This window comes from Sinomonas sp. T428B (assembly GCF_056780155.1).
Genome location: NZ_JBRAZR010000001.1, coordinates 814,637 through 833,122 on the forward strand (window position 1 = coordinate 814,637; position 18,486 = coordinate 833,122).

At 72.4% G+C, this 18,486-nt stretch carries 17 protein-coding genes and 2 riboswitches; of the genes, 13 read left to right on the forward strand and 4 right to left on the reverse strand.

The window, feature by feature from the left end; genetic code table 11:
- Positions 1-17: 17 nt before the first annotated feature.
- Together ACUYMY_RS03845 and ACUYMY_RS03850 are read right to left on the reverse strand one after the other, a co-directional pair.
- The gene (locus tag ACUYMY_RS03845) at positions 18-713 is read right to left on the reverse strand and encodes a hypothetical protein (RefSeq protein ID WP_481702307.1); all 696 of its coding nucleotides are present in this window, start codon (positions 711-713) and stop codon (positions 18-20) included.
- Between the two features lie 89 nt (positions 714-802).
- Positions 803-1,423: an L-threonylcarbamoyladenylate synthase gene (locus ACUYMY_RS03850; RefSeq protein ID WP_481702308.1), complete on the reverse strand. Its 621-nt coding sequence runs from the start codon at positions 1,421-1,423 to the stop codon at positions 803-805.
- A gap of 143 nt (positions 1,424-1,566) precedes the next feature.
- Here ACUYMY_RS03850 and ACUYMY_RS03855 point away from each other — a divergent pair, with 143 nt between their 5' ends.
- The 12 genes from ACUYMY_RS03855 (at position 1,567) to ACUYMY_RS03910 (ending at position 15,797) form a co-directional block, all read left to right on the forward strand.
- Complete coding sequence (locus ACUYMY_RS03855; protein WP_481702309.1) at positions 1,567-1,803, forward strand: hypothetical protein; 237 nt, start codon at positions 1,567-1,569, stop codon at positions 1,801-1,803.
- A 66-nt stretch (positions 1,804-1,869) separates the two neighbouring features.
- Complete coding sequence (locus ACUYMY_RS03860; RefSeq protein WP_481704948.1) at positions 1,870-2,730, forward strand: metal-dependent hydrolase; 861 nt, start codon at positions 1,870-1,872, stop codon at positions 2,728-2,730.
- 131 nt (positions 2,731-2,861) lie between these two features.
- Positions 2,862-5,369 carry a Tex family protein gene (locus tag ACUYMY_RS03865; RefSeq protein WP_481704949.1) on the forward strand — a complete coding sequence of 836 codons (2,508 nt, stop codon included), beginning with the start codon at positions 2,862-2,864 and terminating at the stop codon, positions 5,367-5,369.
- 88 nt (positions 5,370-5,457) lie between these two features.
- Positions 5,458-6,111, forward strand: coding sequence for a GNAT family N-acetyltransferase (locus tag ACUYMY_RS03870; protein ID WP_481702310.1), 654 nt, complete (start codon positions 5,458-5,460; stop codon positions 6,109-6,111).
- 74 nt (positions 6,112-6,185) lie between these two features.
- Entirely contained in the window at positions 6,186-6,920 is a 735-nt protein-coding gene (locus ACUYMY_RS03875; RefSeq protein ID WP_481702311.1) for a hypothetical protein, read from the forward strand.
- Between the two features lie 116 nt (positions 6,921-7,036).
- The gene (locus tag ACUYMY_RS03880) at positions 7,037-7,222 is read left to right on the forward strand and encodes a hypothetical protein (protein WP_481702312.1); all 186 of its coding nucleotides are present in this window, start codon (positions 7,037-7,039) and stop codon (positions 7,220-7,222) included.
- A gap of 164 nt (positions 7,223-7,386) precedes the next feature.
- Positions 7,387-7,485: riboswitch (glycine riboswitch) on the forward strand.
- A gap of 1 nt (position 7,486) precedes the next feature.
- Positions 7,487-7,594: riboswitch (glycine riboswitch) on the forward strand.
- A 39-nt stretch (positions 7,595-7,633) separates the two neighbouring features.
- Positions 7,634-10,516 (forward strand): aminomethyl-transferring glycine dehydrogenase, encoded by a 2,883-nt coding sequence (gcvP, locus tag ACUYMY_RS03885; protein WP_481702313.1) that lies wholly within the window; start codon positions 7,634-7,636, stop codon positions 10,514-10,516.
- Positions 10,517-10,602: 86 nt separating this feature from the next.
- Positions 10,603-11,775 carry a glycine cleavage system aminomethyltransferase GcvT gene (gene gcvT, locus ACUYMY_RS03890; protein WP_481702314.1) on the forward strand — a complete coding sequence of 391 codons (1,173 nt, stop codon included), beginning with the start codon at positions 10,603-10,605 and terminating at the stop codon, positions 11,773-11,775.
- A gap of 38 nt (positions 11,776-11,813) precedes the next feature.
- Positions 11,814-12,194 carry a glycine cleavage system protein GcvH gene (gene gcvH, locus ACUYMY_RS03895; protein WP_481702315.1) on the forward strand — a complete coding sequence of 127 codons (381 nt, stop codon included), beginning with the start codon at positions 11,814-11,816 and terminating at the stop codon, positions 12,192-12,194.
- Entirely contained in the window at positions 12,191-13,525 is a 1,335-nt protein-coding gene (gene glyA, locus ACUYMY_RS03900; RefSeq protein WP_481702316.1) for a serine hydroxymethyltransferase, read from the forward strand. The genes gcvH and glyA overlap by 4 nt, the downstream gene beginning before the upstream one ends.
- 89 nt (positions 13,526-13,614) lie before the next feature.
- Entirely contained in the window at positions 13,615-15,027 is a 1,413-nt protein-coding gene (locus ACUYMY_RS03905) for an L-serine ammonia-lyase (RefSeq protein ID WP_481702317.1), read from the forward strand.
- Positions 15,028-15,113: 86 nt separating this feature from the next.
- Positions 15,114-15,797, forward strand: coding sequence for a nucleoside/nucleotide kinase family protein (locus tag ACUYMY_RS03910; RefSeq protein ID WP_481702318.1), 684 nt, complete (start codon positions 15,114-15,116; stop codon positions 15,795-15,797).
- Between the two features lie 11 nt (positions 15,798-15,808).
- On the opposite strand, the gene ACUYMY_RS03915 is transcribed toward ACUYMY_RS03910, so the two are convergent.
- Together ACUYMY_RS03915 and ACUYMY_RS03920 are read right to left on the reverse strand one after the other, a co-directional pair.
- Positions 15,809-16,498 carry a haloacid dehalogenase type II gene (locus ACUYMY_RS03915; protein ID WP_481702319.1) on the reverse strand — a complete coding sequence of 230 codons (690 nt, stop codon included), beginning with the start codon at positions 16,496-16,498 and terminating at the stop codon, positions 15,809-15,811.
- Between the two features lie 152 nt (positions 16,499-16,650).
- Positions 16,651-17,217 (reverse strand): type 1 glutamine amidotransferase domain-containing protein, encoded by a 567-nt coding sequence (locus ACUYMY_RS03920; RefSeq protein ID WP_481702320.1) that lies wholly within the window; start codon positions 17,215-17,217, stop codon positions 16,651-16,653.
- A 130-nt stretch (positions 17,218-17,347) separates the two neighbouring features.
- Between ACUYMY_RS03920 and ACUYMY_RS03925 the strand changes: the two genes are divergently transcribed.
- Entirely contained in the window at positions 17,348-18,463 is a 1,116-nt protein-coding gene (locus ACUYMY_RS03925) for a lipid II:glycine glycyltransferase FemX (protein ID WP_481702321.1), read from the forward strand.
- Positions 18,464-18,486: the final 23 nt, after the last annotated feature.

Here is an 18,486-nt window from a genome sequence, read left to right on the forward strand (position 1 = left end):
CCGGGCGCCTGGGACCGCTACGCGCCCTCGTCGTTGAGCCGCCGCAGGTACTCGTCGAGGTCGTACGGGCTGGCCGGCGGCCGTGTGGCCGGTCCCTCGGATGGCGGTGCGGCGGCGCCGTGGCCCTCCGCATTGGGGCGATCCATGCGCCGGGAAGCCCCGGGCGTCCGGTAGTGCCGGTCCTCGAAGGCCTGCTGCCGCTGGCGCCTCGCGAACGCGACCGTGGCGATGCCCACGGCCACGAGGATGAACGGGACGCCTGCGATACGGCCGACCGCGAGGAACTCGAGGCACAGCAGCACGATGACGAGCCACTTCGTGGCGGCAGCGGCCCAGTTGGCGGCCGCGGCATTGCGGCCCACACGCCAGAGGGGAGCCGGGTCGGCCCCGACGGCGCCCAGCACGCGCTCGGCCTGCCCGATCGTGAGCCCTCTGAGGCTCGGCGTCATGCCGGTCTCGCGCCACACCGCGCGGCGCACGTACGCGACCTGAAGGGGGAGCGCGGGCGGGGTGCCGTCGGGGGCCAGGAGCGCGCGCCACGCGCTGGTCGTTTCGCGGCTCACGACGCCGAGGCCCTCCTTGCGCACCCGGGCCGGGCGGCCCGTCGACGGCGGGGGAGGGGGAGTTGCCGAGGCAGGGCGGCCGCGAGCACCGGTGCCGCGGTAGCTGCTTCCGTGCCGCAGGCGCCGAACCCGGTAGTGGACATGTCCCACGGGGGCCTCCTCTGGCTCTCTCCATTGTAGGAGCGGCAGGCCTCGTCGAGCTCTTGACCGAGGATGTCCGGACTCGGCCCGGCGTCGCGCTACTCGAACCGGCTCGGGTCCCCGGCCCCGCGCCGGGTGATCTCCGCGGCGCCCGAGGAGAAGTCGACGACGGTCGTCGGCTCGGAACCCGTCTCGCCGTCGTCGATCACGGCGTCCACCACGTTGTCGAGGCGCTCCTTGATCTCCCAGCCGTCGGTGAGCGGCTCGTCCTCGTCCGGCAGGAGGAGGGTCGAGGAGAGGAGGGGCTCGCCGAGCTCGGCCAGGAGGGCCCGGACGACGGCGTGGTCGGGGATGCGCACCCCGACGGTCTTCTTCTTCGGGTGCAGCATGCGCTTGGGGACCTCGCGCGTGGCCGGGAGGATGAACGTGTAGGGGCCCGGCGTCACGGACTTGATCACTCGGAACACGTCGTTGGGCATGTCGACGAGCTGGCCGAGCTGCGCGAACTCCCGGCAGACGAGCGTGAAGTGGTGCTTGTCGTCGAGCCGGCGGATCTGGCGGATCCGCTCCAGCGCCTCGCGGTTGCCCATGACGGCGCCGAGCGCGTAGCACGAGTCGGTCGGGTATGCGACGAGGCCGCCGTCGCGCAGGATCTGCACGGCCTGGCTGATGGCCCGCGGCTGCGGGTCGACCGGGTGGACGTCGAAGAATCTCGCCATGCGCGTCAGCCTACGCCTGTGCGGGGGCGTGGAAGGGCGGAAAGGGCCGAAAGGCCGCGGAAGAGCGCGGAAGGCGGGCCGGATTCGGCCCCGCCCGGCGGGGCAGCGCGAGAAATGTCGGAGCCCGTCCGTAGCCTCGTTGCATGAGCACAGCAGCAGTGATGACACGTGAAGCTTCCGGCCGGCACCGGGCACGGCGGGCCAGCCTGGCCGTCGTCGAGGACACCTGCCTCGACTGCGGTTCGGCGCTCGCGGTGTTCGAGGAGAACCGGTGCGCGGGCTGCGCGGACCTGGCCCTGCACACGGAGTGCCGCGACTGCGGCAGCGTCCTGAGGGATGCCGATCTCGATGCCGGCGCGTGCGCCGACTGCCTCGCGTGAGCCGCCGCGCGTGAAGCACGGCAGATTCACCGTCCCTCGTCTGGCGAGGGAGGGCTCCGCAGCATGATGGGAGCCCATCACGCGGCCTGCGGCGCAGCAGCCTGGGTCGCGGTGACCACCCATGTCCACTTCGATCTCTCCGGCGCCACCGTGCCCCTCGGGCTCGGACCGGCCGCCATCGACCTCGGCTGGCCGCTCATCGAGGCCACGCCCGTCGGCGTTGTCGTCGGCGCGCTCGTCACCGCGGGCGCTGCCCTGCTGCCCGACGCCGACCACCGGAGCGCGACGATCGCCCAGTCCCTCCCGCCCGTCTCGAGCACGCTCTGCCGGGTCGTCGGAGCCGTCTCGGGCGGGCACCGCAACGGCACGCACTCCCTCCTCGGGGTTGCGGCGTTCGTAGGGCTCGCGTGGCTCGCGGGCCAGTGGACCATCGAGACCCCAGAATGGGGGACGGTCTACGTCGGGGCAGGGCTCGTTTCCCTCCTGCTCGTCTCCTTCGCGGCGAAGGTCCTCGGTGTTCTCCCCGACGGCGTGCAGAAGCTGCCGTGGATCCTGTCCGCGCCGCTCGCGCTGTTCATCGCGCTGTACGCGCCCGAGGAGCAGGACTGGTTCCCCCTCGCCGTCGGGCTCGGTGCCGCGGTGCACATCGCCGGCGACATGCTCACGACGGGCGGGTGCAACCTCCTGTGGCCGCTCAGGCTCCGCCGGCCGAAGGCCCTGCACAAGGTGCCCGTGATCCGGTGGATGTGGCGCAGGGGTGGCCACCTGTCCGTCCCCGTCCTGGGGGACGCCGGCTCGTGGCGGGAGTGGCTCGTCCTCGTCCCCGTGGGCCTCTACGCCCTCGCGGGCGTGGGGGCGGCGCTGTTCGCGCTGGGCAAGGCCGGCGCCGTGGCCCTCGCCCTGAGCTGGGGGATCGGGGCCGGATGACGAGGGCGCCGGGCGGGATGTCGCCGGGGATGGTGCACAGTAGGACGGTGAGCATTGAGCCTGGCCCCACTGTGAACCGCCCCTCCGCCCCGGCTGCCCCGGCACCCGCCGCCCCTGCTGCGGGCGCCACGATCGCCGAGCCGTCGCTGCCCAGCGCTGAGGAGACCGCCGCCGCGATCGCCCGGAGGATCGCCACTGAGCTGGGGGTGCAGGCCTGGCAGGTTCGGGCCGCCGTCGAGCTCCTCGACGGCGGGGCGACCGTGCCCTTCGTCGCCCGGTACCGCAAGGAGGCCACGGGGACGCTCGACGACGCCCAGCTCCGCGAGCTCGAGGAGCGGCTGCGCTACCTGCGGGAGCTCGAGGACCGCCGCCGGGCCGTCCTGACCTCGATTGCCGAGCAGGGCGCGCTCACGAGAGCCCTCCAGGAGTCCGTGCTCGCGACAGCGACGAAGGGCGAGCTCGAGGACCTCTACCTCCCCTACCGGTCCAAGCGGCGCACCCGTGCCCAGATCGCCCGCGAGGCAGGCCTCGAGCCGCTCGCCGACGCGATCCTTGCCGACCCGTCCCAGGACCCCGAGGCCCTCGCCGCGGCCTACCTCAACCCCGAGCACGGGATCGAGGGTGCCGCCGAGGCACTCGCCGGCGCCCGCGCGATCCTCACCGAGCGAGCCGGCCAGGACGCCGCGCTCGTGTCGGAGCTGCGCGAGCGGCTCTTCTCCGGGGGCCGGCTGCGCTCCGCCGCCAAGCCCGGCGCTGCCGAGGGCTCCGCCGCCCCGGGCCAGCGGCAGGGCACGGACGCGGCCGGGAAGTATGACGGCTTCGCCGACTGGGTCCAGCCCGTCGCGTCCGTGCCCGGCCACCGGGTCCTGGCCCTCCTGCGCGGCGAGCGCGAGGGCGCCCTGTCCCTCGAGATTGCCGAGGCGGATCCTCGCGACGAGGCCGGCCTGGCCGACGCCCGCGCCGGGTACGAGAATGCGGTGGCCCGCGCCCTTGGGGTGCGGGGCGGGGCCGGGGCGCCTGCCGGGAAGTGGCTCGCCCAGACCGTGCGGGTCGCGTGGCAGGGCCGGCTCCTGGCCAAGCTCGAGGCCGATCTGCGCGCCCGGCTCTTCGACGCCGCCGAGGAGGAAGCCGTGCGGGTCTTCGCGGCCAACCTGCGGGACGTCCTCCTTGCCGCACCCGCGGGGAACCGCGCCGTCCTCGGCCTCGACCCGGGCCTGCGCACGGGCGTCAAGGTCGCCGTCGTAGACCCGACCGGGAAGGTAGTGGACACAGCGACGGTGTACCCGCACGCGCCGGCCAAGAAGTGGGACGAGTCGCTCGCGACCCTCGAGGCCCTCGCCAGGCGGCACGGGGTGGACCTCATCGCCGTCGGCAACGGCACCGCGAGCCGCGAGACCGACCGGCTCGCGGGCGAGCTGCTCACGCGCCTCGGGAAGCCGCGCAACGCCAAGGTCATCGTGTCCGAGGCCGGCGCCTCGGTCTACTCCGCCTCCGCGTTGGCCTCCGCCGAGCTGCCCGACCTCGACGTCTCGCTCCGCGGTGCAGTCTCCATCGCGCGGCGTCTCCAGGACCCGCTCGCGGAGCTCGTCAAGATCGACCCGAAGTCCATCGGGGTGGGCCAGTACCAGCACGACGTCACGCCGGCGAAGCTCGAGCGCAGCCTCGGCGCTGTCGTCGAGGACTGCGTCAACGCCGTCGGCGTGGACGTCAACACGGCCTCGCCCGCCCTGCTCGCCCGAGTGGCGGGCGTGGGCCCGACGCTGAGCCGCAACATCGTCGAGTACCGGGACGCCAACGGCGCCTTCGCCACGCGCGCGGAGCTCAAGAAGGTCCCGCGGCTCGGTGCGAAGGCCTTCGAGCAGTGCGCCGGCTTCCTGCGGATCACCGGCGGGAAGCAGCCGCTCGACGCTTCGGCCGTGCACCCTGAGGCCTACGGGCTCGCCGAGCGCATCCTCGCCGCGGCCGGCGGCTCCAAGGAGCGCGTGGCCACCCTGGATCCCGCGCAGTTCGTCGACGGGCAATTCGGCCTGCCGACGGTCCGGGACGTCATGGCGGAACTCGTCCGCCCCGGCCGCGACCCCCGGCCCGAGTTCGTCACGGCCTCGCTGGCCGAGGGCGTCGAGACGATCTCCGACCTCCGGCCGGGGATGGTGCTCGAGGGCACCGTCTCCAACGTCGCGGCCTTCGGCGCGTTCGTCGACCTCGGCGTGCACCAGGACGGGCTCGTCCACGTCTCGGCGATGAGCAGCAAGTTCGTTTCGGATCCGCGCGAGGTCGTCACGTCGGGGCAGGTCGTCAAGGTCAAGGTGCTCGACGTCGACGTCGCACGCAAGCGGATCTCCCTCACGCTGCGCCTTGACGACGAGGCGAATGACCGGGAGGGTGGCCGCTCCGGGGGCAAGGGCGGCCGCGGCGGCGGCCAGGGACAGCGAGGCCAGGGGTCACGCGGCGAAGGGCAGCGGGGCCGGGGCGGGTCGGACAGCCCGGGACAGAGGGGACAGGGGCAGAACGGCCAGGGACAGGGCGGCCAGGGACAGCGAGGCCAGCGGGGCCAGGGGCCGCGGGGAGGCCAGCCGCAGGGCGGCGGGGCCGACACCGCTCTGGCCGACGCGCTGAGGCGGGCGGGCCTCGCCCGCTGACGGGCGGTCGCTGTGCAGGGATCGGTGCTGCGCGGGGACCGGGACATGCAGGGATGGGTGCTGCGCGGGGATCGGTAGGGTGGGCGGGGTGAACGAGCCCCTCCTCCTGACCGGGTCCCGCGTCGTGCTGCGCGACTGGACGCACGACGACGTCGAGGCCTACCGCCGCTGGATCGTCCCTCCCGCCCCCGGCACGGGCAGCGGGGGAGTGCATGAATGGCAGCTCTATGACGGCCCCTTCTACTCGAGATGGTCGGCCGAGGGCGCCAACGGCTGGTGCGACGGACTCCAGCGCCGGGTGCGCTACCGTGACTGGCCGGAGCCGCGGGAGGCGCTCGCCGTCGCCGATGCCGCCACCGGGGAGTTCGTCGGCCAGGTCTCCTGGTACTGGGAGGAGAAGCCCGGCGAGGGGGACGCCGAGGGCACCGCGCTGCTCCCGTGGCGGCGGATGGGGCTCGTCATCTTCGACCCGGCCCACTGGTCCGGGGGCTACGGGACCGAGGCCCTCGCCCTGTGGACCGACTACCTCTTCCGCGCCACCGACAGCGGCCGGCTGGACTACGCGACCTGGAGCGGCAACGCCGGCATGCTCCGCATCGGCGAGAAGCTCGGCTTCACCGAGGAGGCCAGGTTCCGGCAGGCGCGCAAGGTCCGCGGCCAGCTGTACGACGCCGTCGTGTGCGGCGTCTTGCGCTCGGAGTGGGAGAAACGGCCGGGCTGGCACGGGCGCCCGGGTTCTTGACGCCCAGTGAGGCCGGATGGCCCGTGAACGGCCGTGACTGATCCAGTCATCTCGGCATGGCACAATATGCGGCGGTGTCAGCTCAAACACGATCGCGCGCAGGAGCCGCCGGAGGACCAGCCAGGTCCCGGCGGGCCCTCCGCGAACCGTCCCGCTTCTCCCCCCGGACCCTGGCCGCCGCGGCGGCGGGCGCGCTCCTGGCCGCGGCCGCCATCGTGGGCCTGGCCGCCGCGCCACTCGTGGTCCTCTCCGTCGCGGCGGTGGTCCTGTGCGCCGCCCTCATCCGGAGGCCGTCGGGGCGCCGGTCCGAACCCGCCGTCTTCATCCCGACCGTCGTCGTGTGGGGCGCCGTCGTCGCCCTCCTCCTCGCCCTCGGCGCCGCCTCTCTGCAGGGCGTCCTCGGCGCGTGGACCGCTGCGCTGAGCGGCCTCGTCGCGCACGAGCGGGGGTTTGCCCCCGGCCCAGGGGGCACGGCGGCGGGATCGTTACCCACGCCGTCCTCGGCGCCGTCCAGGGTGTCGCCGTCCTCCATCCCGGCGGCTCCCTCCTCGCCGGTCCCGACAGCGACGCACACAGCTACCCCGACAGCCTCCACGACGCCGTCGGCGCCCGCCGCGGCCCCTACGACGCCGGCGGCCACCGTGCCGTCCGCTGCGGCGCCGGCCCCTGCCCCGGCCGCCTCCGCCGCCCCCGCTCCGTCCCCGTCGCCGACCCCTGTCCAGGAGTGCCGTCCGGAGGAGGAGCAGGGGCTTGGCAGTCTCCTCGGGGGCCTGCCCGGGACCTCGCCCGACGGCAAGTCCTGCTCCTGACCCCCTCTCGCGCGAGTGTGTCCGAATTCACGTCGAGGACAGGCCGTCGGGCCTCCTGGGCGGCCTCAGAATTGAGGGGGTTCCCATCCGGAGTGGGGCCCAGAGCGAGTGGAGCGATGTTCGAGTTCAACCTTCAGACTGCCGTGTTCTTCGGCACCGTGGCCCTGGGTGGGCTGCTGTTCGTCCTGGCCATCCTGGCCCTTGTCGGCGCGACCATGCTGCTCGGCGCGATCCGCGGCGTGCACCGGTCCACAGACGCCGCGACCGAGCGCCTGATGAAGCGCTCGCAGGCCGCGCGCTAGGCGCGGCCGGCACGAACGGCAGGGCCCGGAGATCCCCCGCGGATCGACGGGCCCTGCCGCGTAGGGTGCGTGCGGTGCGGTACGCCGCCCTGGGGACGGTCGTCATTTGCTGATATGAGCCTGTGCATAGCAGAATTGGAAGGCAGCACAACTGAATAAGCCTCTGATCTGCGGCGGGAGAGTCCTGCGAGCATGAGCGAGCAGGCGCCGTAGGAGCAACACCTCCCCAGGAATCTCTCAGGCACCCGTACCGCCGCGGCAAGGCAACTCTGGAAAGATGCCCAGCGATGCTGGGCTCACCGACGGTGCAAGCCGGCGTCGCAAGTGCAGAACGTCAGCGGAATCTCTCAGGTCCGATACAGAGCGGGGAGGAGCCTGTTAAATCGCCGAACCCTCGGGTCGGCCAGATTGATGGAGTTCCCCGTGACGGACCTTTCAGCCCCCGCAGCCTTCGTCGAGCGCCATATCGGCGCGCGGCGCGACGCGGACATCAAGCACATGCTCGACACGGTCGGCTTCGACAGCGCCGATGCACTGGCAGCCACCGCCGTCCCGGACAGCATCAAGCAGGACAAGCCGCTCGTCCTCTCCCGCGCCCTGAGCGAGACCGAGGCCCTCGCCGCCCTCCGCCGCCTCGCGGCCAAGAACAAGCCCCGCATCCAGATGATCGGGCAGGGCTACTACGACACCGTGACCCCGCCGGTGATCCGCCGCAACATTGTCGAGGACCCGGCCTGGTACACGGCCTACACCCCCTACCAGCCCGAGATCTCCCAGGGCCGGCTCGAGGCCCTGCTGAACTTCCAGACGGCGGTCGAGGACCTCACGGGCCTTCCGATCGCCAACGCATCCCTGCTCGACGAGGCCACGGCCGTGGCCGAGGCCGTGCTGCTCATGCGCCGGGCGAACAAGGACAAGAGGGCCGCCGGCGGCAAGACGGTCCTGGATGCCGACCTGTTCCCGCAGTCGATCGCGATCGTGAAGGGCCGCGCGGAGGCGCTCGGCTTCGAGGTCGAGGTCGCGGACCTTTCGAAGGGCCTGCCCGACGGCCCGATCAACGGCGTCGTGCTCCAGCAGCCCGGCGCGTCCGGCCGCGTCGCCGACGCGACGGCCCTCATCGCCGAGGCCAAGGAGCGCGGGGCGATGGTCGCCGTCGCCGCCGACCTCCTCGCGCTGACGCTCATCAAGTCCCCGGGCGAGCAGGGCGCGGACATCGCCGTCGGCTCCGCGCAGCGCTTCGGCGTCCCGCTGTTCTACGGCGGCCCGCATGCGGCGTTCATGGCCGTGCACGCTGGCCTCGAGCGCCAGCTCCCGGGCCGCCTCGTGGGCGTGTCGAAGGACGACGCCGGCGCCCCCGCCTACCGCCTCGCGCTCCAGACCCGCGAGCAGCACATCCGCCGCGAGAAGGCGACCTCGAACATCTGCACCGCGCAGGCGCTCCTGGCGATCGTCGCCTCGATGTACGCCGTCTACCACGGCCCCGAGGGCCTCAAGGCGATCGCGCAAACCACGCACGCGCACGCCCGCTCGCTCGCCGCGGCCCTCGAGGGCGCCGGCGTCGAGATCGCGCACCGCAGCTTTTTCGACACCGTCACCGCTCACGTCCCGGGCCGCGCCGCGGCGCTCGTCGCCGCGGCCGAGAAGCAGGGCGTGAACCTGCGCCTCGTCGACGCGGACACCGTGGGGATCTCGTGCGACGAGACGACGACGGCGGAGATCGTCGCGACCGTCGCCGGTGTCTTCGGCGCGGGCGCGGCGGGCGACGGCGTCGACACCGCCGGGTCCGCGGGTGCGGGCTTCGCGATCGAGGCAGCCGCGCACCGCTCGAGCCCGTACCTCACGCACCCGGTGTTCCACACCCACCGGTCCGAGACCCAGATGCTGCGCTACCTGCGCCGCCTCTCGGACCGCGACCTCGCGCTCGACCGAACGATGATCCCGCTCGGCTCCTGCACGATGAAGCTCAACGCGACCGTCGAGATGGAGGCCATCACGTGGCCCGAGTTCGCCGGCATCCACCCCTTCGCCCCGGACTCCCAGACCGAGGGCTGGCGCGAGCTCATCGCCGACCTCGAGGCGGACCTCGCCACGATCACCGGCTACGACCAGGTCTCGATCCAGCCCAACGCCGGCTCGCAGGGCGAGCTCGCGGGCCTGCTCGCAATCCGCGGATACCACCACTCGCGCGGCGAGGCCCAGCGCGACGTGTGCCTCATCCCCGCCTCGGCCCACGGCACGAACGCCGCCTCGGCCGTCCTGGCCGGGATGAAGGTCGTCGTCGTGGCCACGGCCGCGGACGGCACGATCGACCACACGGACCTCTACGCCAAGATCGAGGCGAACGGGGACCGGCTCGCGGCGATCATGATCACCTACCCGTCCACGCACGGCGTCTACGACGCCGACGTGCGCGAGGTCTGCGACGCCGTGCACGCCGCGGGCGGCCAGGTGTACATCGACGGCGCGAACATGAACGCGCTCGTCGGCCTGGCCCAGCCCGGCCGGTTCGGCGGCGACGTCTCGCACCTGAACCTGCACAAGACCTTCTGCATCCCGCACGGCGGAGGCGGCCCCGGCGTCGGCCCCGTCGCGGCGCGCGCGCACCTGGCCCCGTTCATGCCGGGCAACGCGGCGGACTGGCAGGGCGGTGGCGATGTCCCGATCTCGGCCTCGCGCTTCGGCTCCGCCGGCGTGCTGCCGATCTCGTGGGCCTATGTCAAGCTCATGGGCGGGGAGGGCCTGACCGAGGCCACGAAGTCCGCGCTGCTCGCGGCGAACTACATCGCCAAGCGGCTCGACGAGCACTTCCCCGTCCTCTACACGGGCGAGGGCGGGCTCGTCGCGCACGAGTGCATCCTCGACCTGCGCCAGCTCACGGCCAAGACGGGGGTCACCGCCGAGGACGTGGCCAAGCGCCTCATCGACTTCGGCTTCCACGCCCCGACCCTGGCCTTCCCGGTGGCCGGCACGCTCATGGTCGAGCCGACCGAGTCCGAGGACCTCGGCGAGATCGACCGGTTCATCGAGGCGATGATCGCGATCCGCGCCGAGATCGACCAGGTCGCCGCGGGCGACTTCGCCCTCGCGGACTCTCCGCTGCGCCGCGCCCCGCACACGGCCGCCGCCGTCGTGACCAGCGAGTGGGAGCGCCCCTACACCCGGGAGCAGGCCGCTTTCCCCGGCCGCACCCGCACCCAGGACAAGTACTTCGCCCCCGTCGGCCGCATCGACGGCGCCGGCGGAGACCGCAACCTTGTGTGCGCGTGCCCGCCGCTCGAGTCCTTCGAGAACTGACGCCCCCGCACGTCGCCGGGCGGGGCCGCGTCCTCGACGCGGCCCCGCCGGCGGGCCACTGACACGCCACCTCCCAGGAGACTCCCATGACTGAGACCACCACCGCGCCGGCCGCTGCAGAGCAGCGCACGGCGCTCTACGACGAGCACGCTGCCCTCGGGGCGTCCTTCACCGACTTCGGCGGCTGGCAGATGCCGCTCAAGTACGGCTCCGAGCTCGCCGAGCACCGCGCCGTCCGTGCCACGGCCGGCCTCTTCGACCTCTCCCACATGGGCGAGGTCTGGGCCACGGGCCCCGACGCGGCCGCCTTCCTCGACTACGCCCTCGTGGGCAAGCTGTCCGCGATCGCGGTGGGCAAGGCCAAGTACTCGCTCATCTGCGCCGAGGACGGCGGGATCATCGACGACCTCATCGTCTACCGCGTCGCCGAGGACGACTTCCTCGTCGTCCCCAACGCGGGCAACGCCGCGACCGTCGCCGCAGAGCTCGACGCTCGCCTCGCGGCGTTCGGGGATGCCCGCGGCGGGGCGGCGGTGACGCTGCGCGACGCCTCCGCGGAGACGTCCCTCATCGCGGTGCAGGGCCCGAACGCCCAGGCGATCGTGCTCGCCGTCGTGCACCCCGACGACGCTGCCGCGGTGACCGGCCTGAAGTACTACGCCGCCGTCGAGCTCGAGGCTGCCGGCATCCCAGTACTCCTCGCCCGCACCGGCTACACCGGAGAGGACGGCTTCGAGCTGTTCGTGCCCAACGCCCGTGCCGTCGAGCTGTGGAAGGCCCTCGCGGCCGCGGGCGAGGGCCACGGGCTCGTCCCCTGCGGGCTCGCCTCGCGCGACTCGCTGCGCCTCGAGGCGGGCATGCCGCTGTACGGCAACGAGCTCTCCCGGGCGGGCACGCCGTTCGCCGCGGGCCTCGGCGGCGTCGTCGCGCTCAAGAGCAAGGAGGGCGACTTCGTGGGCCGCGCCGCGCTGCAGGCGGCGAAGGACGACGGCGAGGGCGCCACGAGCGGCCAGCGGCTCGTGGGCCTCCGCGGCCTCGGGCGACGCGCCGCGCGCTCGCACTACCCAGTCCTCAAGGACGGCGTGCAGGTCGGCGAGGTCACCTCGGGCCAGCCGAGCCCGACCCTCGGCTACCCGGTCGCGCTCGCCTATGTCGACGTCGAGCACGCCGCCCCGGGCACCCGCCTCGATGCGGACCTGCGCGGCAAGGCCGAGCCCTTCGAGGTCGTCGAGCTGCCGTTCTACCAGCGCCAGAAGTAGCCCCAGCCGTTCCCGCGACGAAAGAAGGAAGCCCTGACATGAGCAAGGTCCAGACCGGTCTCCGGTACTCCGAAGAGCACGAGTGGCTCGACACGACCGCCTCGCCGGCCAAGATCGGCGTGTCCCAGGTGGCCGCCGACGCCCTCGGCGACGTCGTCTACCTCGACCTGCCCGAGGTCGGCAGCGAGGTCACCGCCGGCTCGACGTGCGGCGAGATCGAGTCCACGAAGAGCGTCTCCGACCTCTACTCCCCGGTGTCCGGCACCGTCGTGGAGATCAACCAGGAGGCCATCGACAACCCCGCCCTGGTCAACGAGGACCCGTACGGCGCCGGCTGGCTCTTCACGGTCGAGGTCTCCGAGGAGGGCCCGCTGCTCTCCGCCGAGGAGTACGCGTCCAAGAACGGGGGCGAGCTGTGAGCGCCGCTGCCGTCAGGCAGAACACAGCCCCTGTCTTCGAGCAGGTCCGCTCGGCGTCCCTCGACGCCGACCTCGCCGCCTTCGACCCGGAGATCGCCGCGAGCATCAACGCCGAGGCCGCCCGCCAGCGCGGGGGCCTCGAGATGATCGCCTCGGAGAACCACACGGCCGTGGCCGTCATGCAGGCCCAGGGCTCCGTGCTGACGAACAAGTACGCCGAGGGCTACCCGGGCAAGCGCTACTACGGCGGCTGCGAGCACGTCGACGTCATCGAGCAGCTCGCGATCGACCGGGTCAAGGCGCTCTTCGGCGCCGAGTACGCGAACGTCCAGCCGCACTCGGGCGCCCAGGCGAACGCCTCGGTCATGCATGCGCTCATCAAGCCCGGCGACACGATCATGGGCCTGAACCTGGCCCACGGCGGGCACCTCACGCACGGGATGAAGATCAACTTCTCCGGCAAGCTGTACAACGTCATCCCGTACCAGGTCCGCGAGGAGGACCACCGGATCGACATGGCCGAGGTCGAGCGCCTCGCGCAGGAGCACAGGCCGCAGCTCATCGTGGCCGGCTGGTCCGCGTACGCGCGCCAGCTCGACTTCGCCGAGTTCCGGCGCATCGCCGACTCCGTCGGGGCGTACCTCATGGTGGACATGGCCCACTTCGCGGGTCTCGTCGCCGCGGGCCTGCACCCCTCGCCGGTCCCGCACGCGCACGTGACGACGTCGACGACGCACAAGACCCTTGCGGGCCCGCGCGGCGGCATCATCCTGACCAACGACGCCGAGATCGCCAAGAAGGTCAACTCGGCCGTGTTCCCCGGCCAGCAGGGCGGGCCGCTCGAGCACGTCATCGCGGGCAAGGCCGTCGCGTTCAAGATCGCCGCCTCGGACGAGTTCCGCGAGCGGATGGAGCGCGTCCTCGCAGGCGCGAAGATCATCGCCGAGCGGCTCACGGCCGAGGATGTCAAGGCCGCCGGCATCGGCGTCGTCTCGGGCGGCACTGACGTGCACCTGGTCCTCGTGGACCTGCGCCACGCGGACCTCGACGGGCAGCAGGCCGAGGACCGGCTCGCGGCGATCGAGATCACGGTCAACCGCAACGCGGTCCCGTTCGACCCGCGGCCGCCGATGGTCACCTCGGGCCTGCGCATCGGCACCCCGGCCCTGGCCACACGCGGCTTCGGCGAGGCCGCCTTCCGCGAGGTCGCGGACATCATCGCCCGGGCCCTCATCGCGGGCCCGGACGAGGACCTCTCCGGCCTCAAGGCCCGCGTCGAGGCACTCGCCGCGGCGCACCCGCTCTACCCGGGCGTGGCGGACCTCGCCTAGCACCGGGCCGCGCGCGCCCCGCACCCCGGCCCACCGGCCGGTCCGGGGCGCGCGCACCTCCACCATCTTTCGAGGAAGGAGTGGTCGACATGGCAGTCGGCGTCTTCGAGCTCTTCTCCGTGGGCATCGGCCCCTCCAGCTCCCACACCGTCGGCCCCATGCGCGCTGGGGCGGTCTTCGCCCGCGAGCTGCGCGAGCAGGGCCTCCTCGACCGGGTCACGTCGCTGCGCGTCGACCTGTACGGCTCGCTCGCGGCCACGGGGCACGGCCACGGCACCTTCACCGCCGTCCTCCTCGGCCTCGAGGGCTTCGAGCCCGAGGAGATCCTCCCCGACCAGGTCGAGGAGCGCCTCGCCTCGATCGCCGAGACCGGCAAGCTCAACCTCGCCGGCGGCACACTCCTGACCTACGGCGTGCAGGACATGGTCCTGCACCCGCTCACCGTCCTGCCCCGGCACACCAACGGCATGCGATTCCAGGTGTTTGGCGCGGACGACGGCGCGGGCTCGCCCGAGCTCCTGCACGAGGCGACGTTCTTCTCGGTCGGCGGCGGGTTCATCGTCCGCGAGGGCGAGGAGAAGGCCGCGCAGGCCGAGCTCGAGGAGTCCAAGAAGGAGCTGCCCCTGCCGTTCCGGACGGCTGCGGAGCTCCTCCGCTGGTGCGCCTCCCACGGCCTGTCCATCAGCGAGATCATGCTCGTCAACGAGAAGGCCTCCCGTTCCGAGGAGGAGATCCGTGAGGGGCTGCTGCACATCTGGTCCGTCATGGAGGGCTGCGTCGAGTCGAGCCTCAAGCGCGAGGGCCTCCTGCCCGGAGGGCTCAAGGTCCGCCGCCGCGCGCCCGGCTGGCACGAGCGGCTCCTCAAGGAGGACAAGGACCGCGACCCGAAGTACTGGCAGGAGTGGGTCAACCTCATCGCCCTCGCCGTGAACGAGGAGAACGCCTCGGGCGGGCGCGTCGTCACGGCCCCCACGAACGGCGCCGCCGGGATCATCCCCGCCGTCCTCTACTACGCGCTCAACTACGCCCCAGGCATGGACCAGGCCAGCCAGGAGGACAGGGACGACGTCGTCGTGAGGTTCCTGCTTGCCGCCGGCGCCGTGGGAGTGCTCTACAAGGAGCAGGCCTCGATCTCCGGCGCCGAGGTGGGCTGCCAGGGCGAGGTCGGGTCGGCGTCGTCCATGGCGGCCGCGGGCCTCGCCGAGGTCATGGGCGGCACGCCGGCCCAGGTCGAGAACGCGGCCGAGATCGCGATGGAGCACAACCTCGGCCTCACGTGCGACCCGATCGGCGGGCTCGTCCAGGTCCCGTGCATCGAGCGCAACGCGATCGCCGCGGCCAAGGCCATCAACGCCGCCAAGATGGCCCTCTGGGGCGACGGCTCGCACCGCGTCTCGCTCGACGAGGTCATCGTGACGATGCGCGAGACCGGCAAGGACATGAGCCACAAGTACAAGGAGACGGCGATGGGGGGCCTCGCCGTCAACGTCGTCGAGTGCTGACGCCCCTGCTCTCAGCGGGCGCACAGGGGACGCCCAGCGGCGGCTGACGCTCCTTCCGTAGGGTGGGAGGGAGTCCAGGAGGTCCCATGTCCCAGCGAACGTCCCGCCCGCCCCGTCCGACGACTCCCGCGCCCGTGCGCATCGTCCTGGCCGGCATCGACGGCTCGGGCAAGTCGACGGCGGCCCGCGCCCTCGCGGACGCCTTCGCGGAGCGGGGCCTCGACACCGAGTTGCTCGCCGCCCCCGGCGGCCGGCGGAGGATCGACACGCTCGCCCGCCGCGCGGGCACGACGGCGCGCGGCCTCCTCGGCGCGCGCGGCCTGAGCCTCCTCGAGGCGGCCGTGCGCGCCCTCAACCTGCTGCGAGGCGAGGCGCGGCTCGCCGCGCTCACCCGGCCGCCCGCCGTCGTCGTCCACGACCGGCATGCGGTGTGCCAGCTCGCGCTCGACGCCGCCCGCGGCGTCGCGACCCCCCGGTGGTTCCACCGGCTCGCGGACCGGCTCCCGCCCGCGAACCTCGTCGTGTTCCTCGAGGTGCCGCCGGCGCTGGCCGCCGAGCGCGTGCGCGTGCGCGGAACCGACGTCGAGACCGAGGAGGACCTCGCCGCGTTCGACGCGGCCTACCGCTCACTCGCCGCGTTCCCCGGGCTCCTGCGCGTGGACGCCTCGGGCAGCGAGGATGAGGCCGCGGCCCGCGTGCTCACGGCGGTCGACGGCGCGCTCGGAGCCGCCGTCGCCGGCTCCCCCGCGCGGGAGCCCGCGGGGCGGTAGGCCTCTCTCTCCTAGGACGCATCGGGCCGCGGCAGGCCGAAGAGGACGGGGAGGTCTGCCATGTCGGTGATGCGCTCGTAGCCGAGCCAGTGCTCGTCGTGCTCGAAGCCGCGGTCGACGTAGACCTTCTTCTCGATGCCCATCACGGCCGCGGAGCGCAGGTCGTACATCGGGCTCGCGGAGACGTGCACGAGCTCGTCGGGGGTCACCCCGAGCTTCTCGAACAGGTAGTCGAAGGCAGCGAGGCGCGGCTTGTAGCAGCCCATCTGCTCGGCCGTGATGACGACCTCGAAGGGGGCCTTGAGGTTCTCCGCGAGGCGCTCGGCCTGCGCGGTGTCGCTGTTCGTGATGATGACGAGCGGGACCGCCTCGGCCAGGCGGTTGAGGGCGGCGGTGACGCCTGGATACGGGCCGAAGGTGGGGATCCGCTCGTACACCTCCCGCGCCTCGTCCGAGCGGAACTCGAGGCCGACCTTGCGCGAGGCGCGCTCCATGGAGTTGGCCACGATCTCGTGGAACGGCTTGTAGTCCCCCATGCACTCGTCGATCCGGTACGCCTTGCAGATCCGCAGGTACTCGTCGGCGACCTCGGCGGGCAGCCTGTCGCCCAGGACCTCCCGCATCGAGTCGTTGATCGCGAACTTGATGAGCGTCCCATTCATGTCGAACGTGACGAACTTGGGCAGGGTGTCGAATGCCATGGATCTCTCCTTGCTGTCGGGCAACCGCAGGTCGTCGATTGTCGACGACAATTTCTATGCGTCTTGAATGTATATCGGCGACGAGGAGAGGGTCAAGAGGTTTGATGGGATTGGTTCGCAGGAGCGGGCCGGGCAGGGCTAGCAGACCTGCTCTAGGCGTGCCGGCCCTCGGCGATCTCCTCGAGCATCTTCGCGCAGAACGGCTCGAGGTCGCGGGGCCTGCGGGAGGTCGTGAGGCCGCGGTCGGTCACGACCTCCTCGTCCACCCAGTCCGCTCCTGCGTTCCGCAGGTCGCTCTCGAGGGAGGGGTACGAGGTCATCCTGCGGCCCTGGGCCACCCCGGCCTCGATGAGGATCCACGGGCCGTGGCAGATCGCCGCGATCGGCTTCCCGGCCTCCGCGAAGGCCTTCACGAGGGCCACGGCCTCCTTCTCGAGCCGCATCCTGTCCGCGTTGAGCGTGCCGCCCGGCAGGACGAGCGCGTCGAAGTCGTCGGCGCTGGCCTGGGAGAGGGGGACGTCCACGGGGAACGTGTCGCCGTGCTCCCAGTCGTGCCTCATCGCGGTGACCTTCCCCTCCTCCGGCGAGATGAGGACGGGCTGCCCTCCGGCGCGTTCGACGGACTTCCAGGGCTCCGTGAGCTCGGCCTGCTCGACCCCCCGGCCCGCCAGGAACGCGACCCTCTTGCCATTGATCTTGTCGGTGCTGCTGTGTGCCATGCCCTCCGCATTCCCCGTCTTGCCGGTCGCAAACCGGCCGTGATCCGACGCTCAGAGGGTGGGGCGGCCGCCGGCCGCCGACTGGCTAGACTGTCAAGGGCCCGCAGTCAGATCGAAGGGATCCCGCGCCGTGACCAGCCTCCCCAGCTTCACCGCACGCTTTGCGAACGAGTCCGAGATCGAGAACTGGGACAAGCACGTGACGGCCAACCCCAACGGGGGCAACCTCCTGCAGTCGGAGGCCTTCGCGGCGGTCAAGCGGAACTTCGGCTGGGACGTCCGGCGCCTCGTGCTCGAGCCCGCCGCGGGAGGCGCCGGCTCGGTGGAAGCAGCACAGCCGAGCTACAACCTTGTCCTCGAGAAGTCCGTCCCCCTCCTGGGCCGGTTCTGGTACCTCATCAAGGGGCCCGACGTCGCCGCCGTCGGCGACGTGCCGGCCGCGCTCGACGCCGTCCGCGACCTCGTGCACCGCGAGCGCCTCGGCGTCTTCGCGGTCAAGATCGAGCCGGACATCGTGGACTCCGACGAGGCACGGGCCGTCCTTTCCGGCGCCGGCCTCGTCAAGGTCCCCAACCTCCAGCCCAACGACTCGACGGCGCTCCTCGACATCAGCGCCGAACCCCACCTCGTGCTCAAGGCCATCTCGTCGCGCGGGCGCAATGCCATCCGCCGCGCCGAGCGCGAGGGCGTCGAGGTCGTCGAGGCCGAGCCGACGGTGGCGAACTACCGGATCATGCACGAGCTCATGACCGGGACCCTGACCACCAAGTCCCGCACGGGCGCGCAGGTGCGCGGCTTCGACTACTACCGCCAGTTCTGGACCGAATTCACCTCGCGTGGCCAGGGCCGGCTCTACTTCGTCTACGAGAACGGCCGCCCGTCCGTCGGAGCCTTCGTCATCAACTACGGCCGCAAGGGCACGTACAAGGACGGCGGATCCCTCCAGAACCGCTCGCAGTACGGCGACTCGCACCTCGTGCAGTGGCGCGCCATCAACGACGTCAAGGCCCTCGGCTGCACCGAGTACGACTTCTGCGGCACCCCGCCCGCCGCCCAGGCCAAGGACAAGGACCACCCGTTCCACGGCCTGGGCCTGTTCAAGACCTCGTTCTCGAAGACCATCACGGACTTCGTGGGCTGCTGGGACTTCGTCATCGACCCCGTGCGGTACAGGGCGTGGGCGCTCGCGGGCGAGCGGGTGGCCCGCCGCCTCTACACGCGCCGCACCGGCCAGCAGTTCTACTGAGGCCCCCCGCGGACGAAAGAGCG

Bases quoted from the DNA above. Each gene is read 5' to 3' on its own strand.
- gcvT (WP_481702314.1), top strand. From the start codon at position 10,603: ATGACTGAGACCACCACCGCGCCGGCCGCTGCAGAGCAGCGCACGGCG.
- gcvH (WP_481702315.1), top strand. From the start codon at position 11,814: ATGAGCAAGGTCCAGACCGGTCTCCGGTACTCCGAAGAGCACGAGTGG.
- ACUYMY_RS03850 (WP_481702308.1), bottom strand. From the start codon at position 1,423: ATGGCGAGATTCTTCGACGTCCACCCGGTCGACCCGCAGCCGCGGGCC.
- ACUYMY_RS03880 (WP_481702312.1), top strand. From the start codon at position 7,037: ATGTTCGAGTTCAACCTTCAGACTGCCGTGTTCTTCGGCACCGTGGCC.
- ACUYMY_RS03910 (WP_481702318.1), top strand. From the start codon at position 15,114: ATGTCCCAGCGAACGTCCCGCCCGCCCCGTCCGACGACTCCCGCGCCC.
- ACUYMY_RS03915 (WP_481702319.1), bottom strand. From the start codon at position 16,498: ATGGCATTCGACACCCTGCCCAAGTTCGTCACGTTCGACATGAATGGG.
- ACUYMY_RS03855 (WP_481702309.1), top strand. From the start codon at position 1,567: ATGAGCACAGCAGCAGTGATGACACGTGAAGCTTCCGGCCGGCACCGG.
- ACUYMY_RS03860 (WP_481704948.1), top strand. From the start codon at position 1,870: ATGGGAGCCCATCACGCGGCCTGCGGCGCAGCAGCCTGGGTCGCGGTG.
- gcvP (WP_481702313.1), top strand. From the start codon at position 7,634: ATGGAGTTCCCCGTGACGGACCTTTCAGCCCCCGCAGCCTTCGTCGAG.
- ACUYMY_RS03920 (WP_481702320.1), bottom strand. From the start codon at position 17,217: ATGGCACACAGCAGCACCGACAAGATCAATGGCAAGAGGGTCGCGTTC.
- ACUYMY_RS03905 (WP_481702317.1), top strand. From the start codon at position 13,615: ATGGCAGTCGGCGTCTTCGAGCTCTTCTCCGTGGGCATCGGCCCCTCC.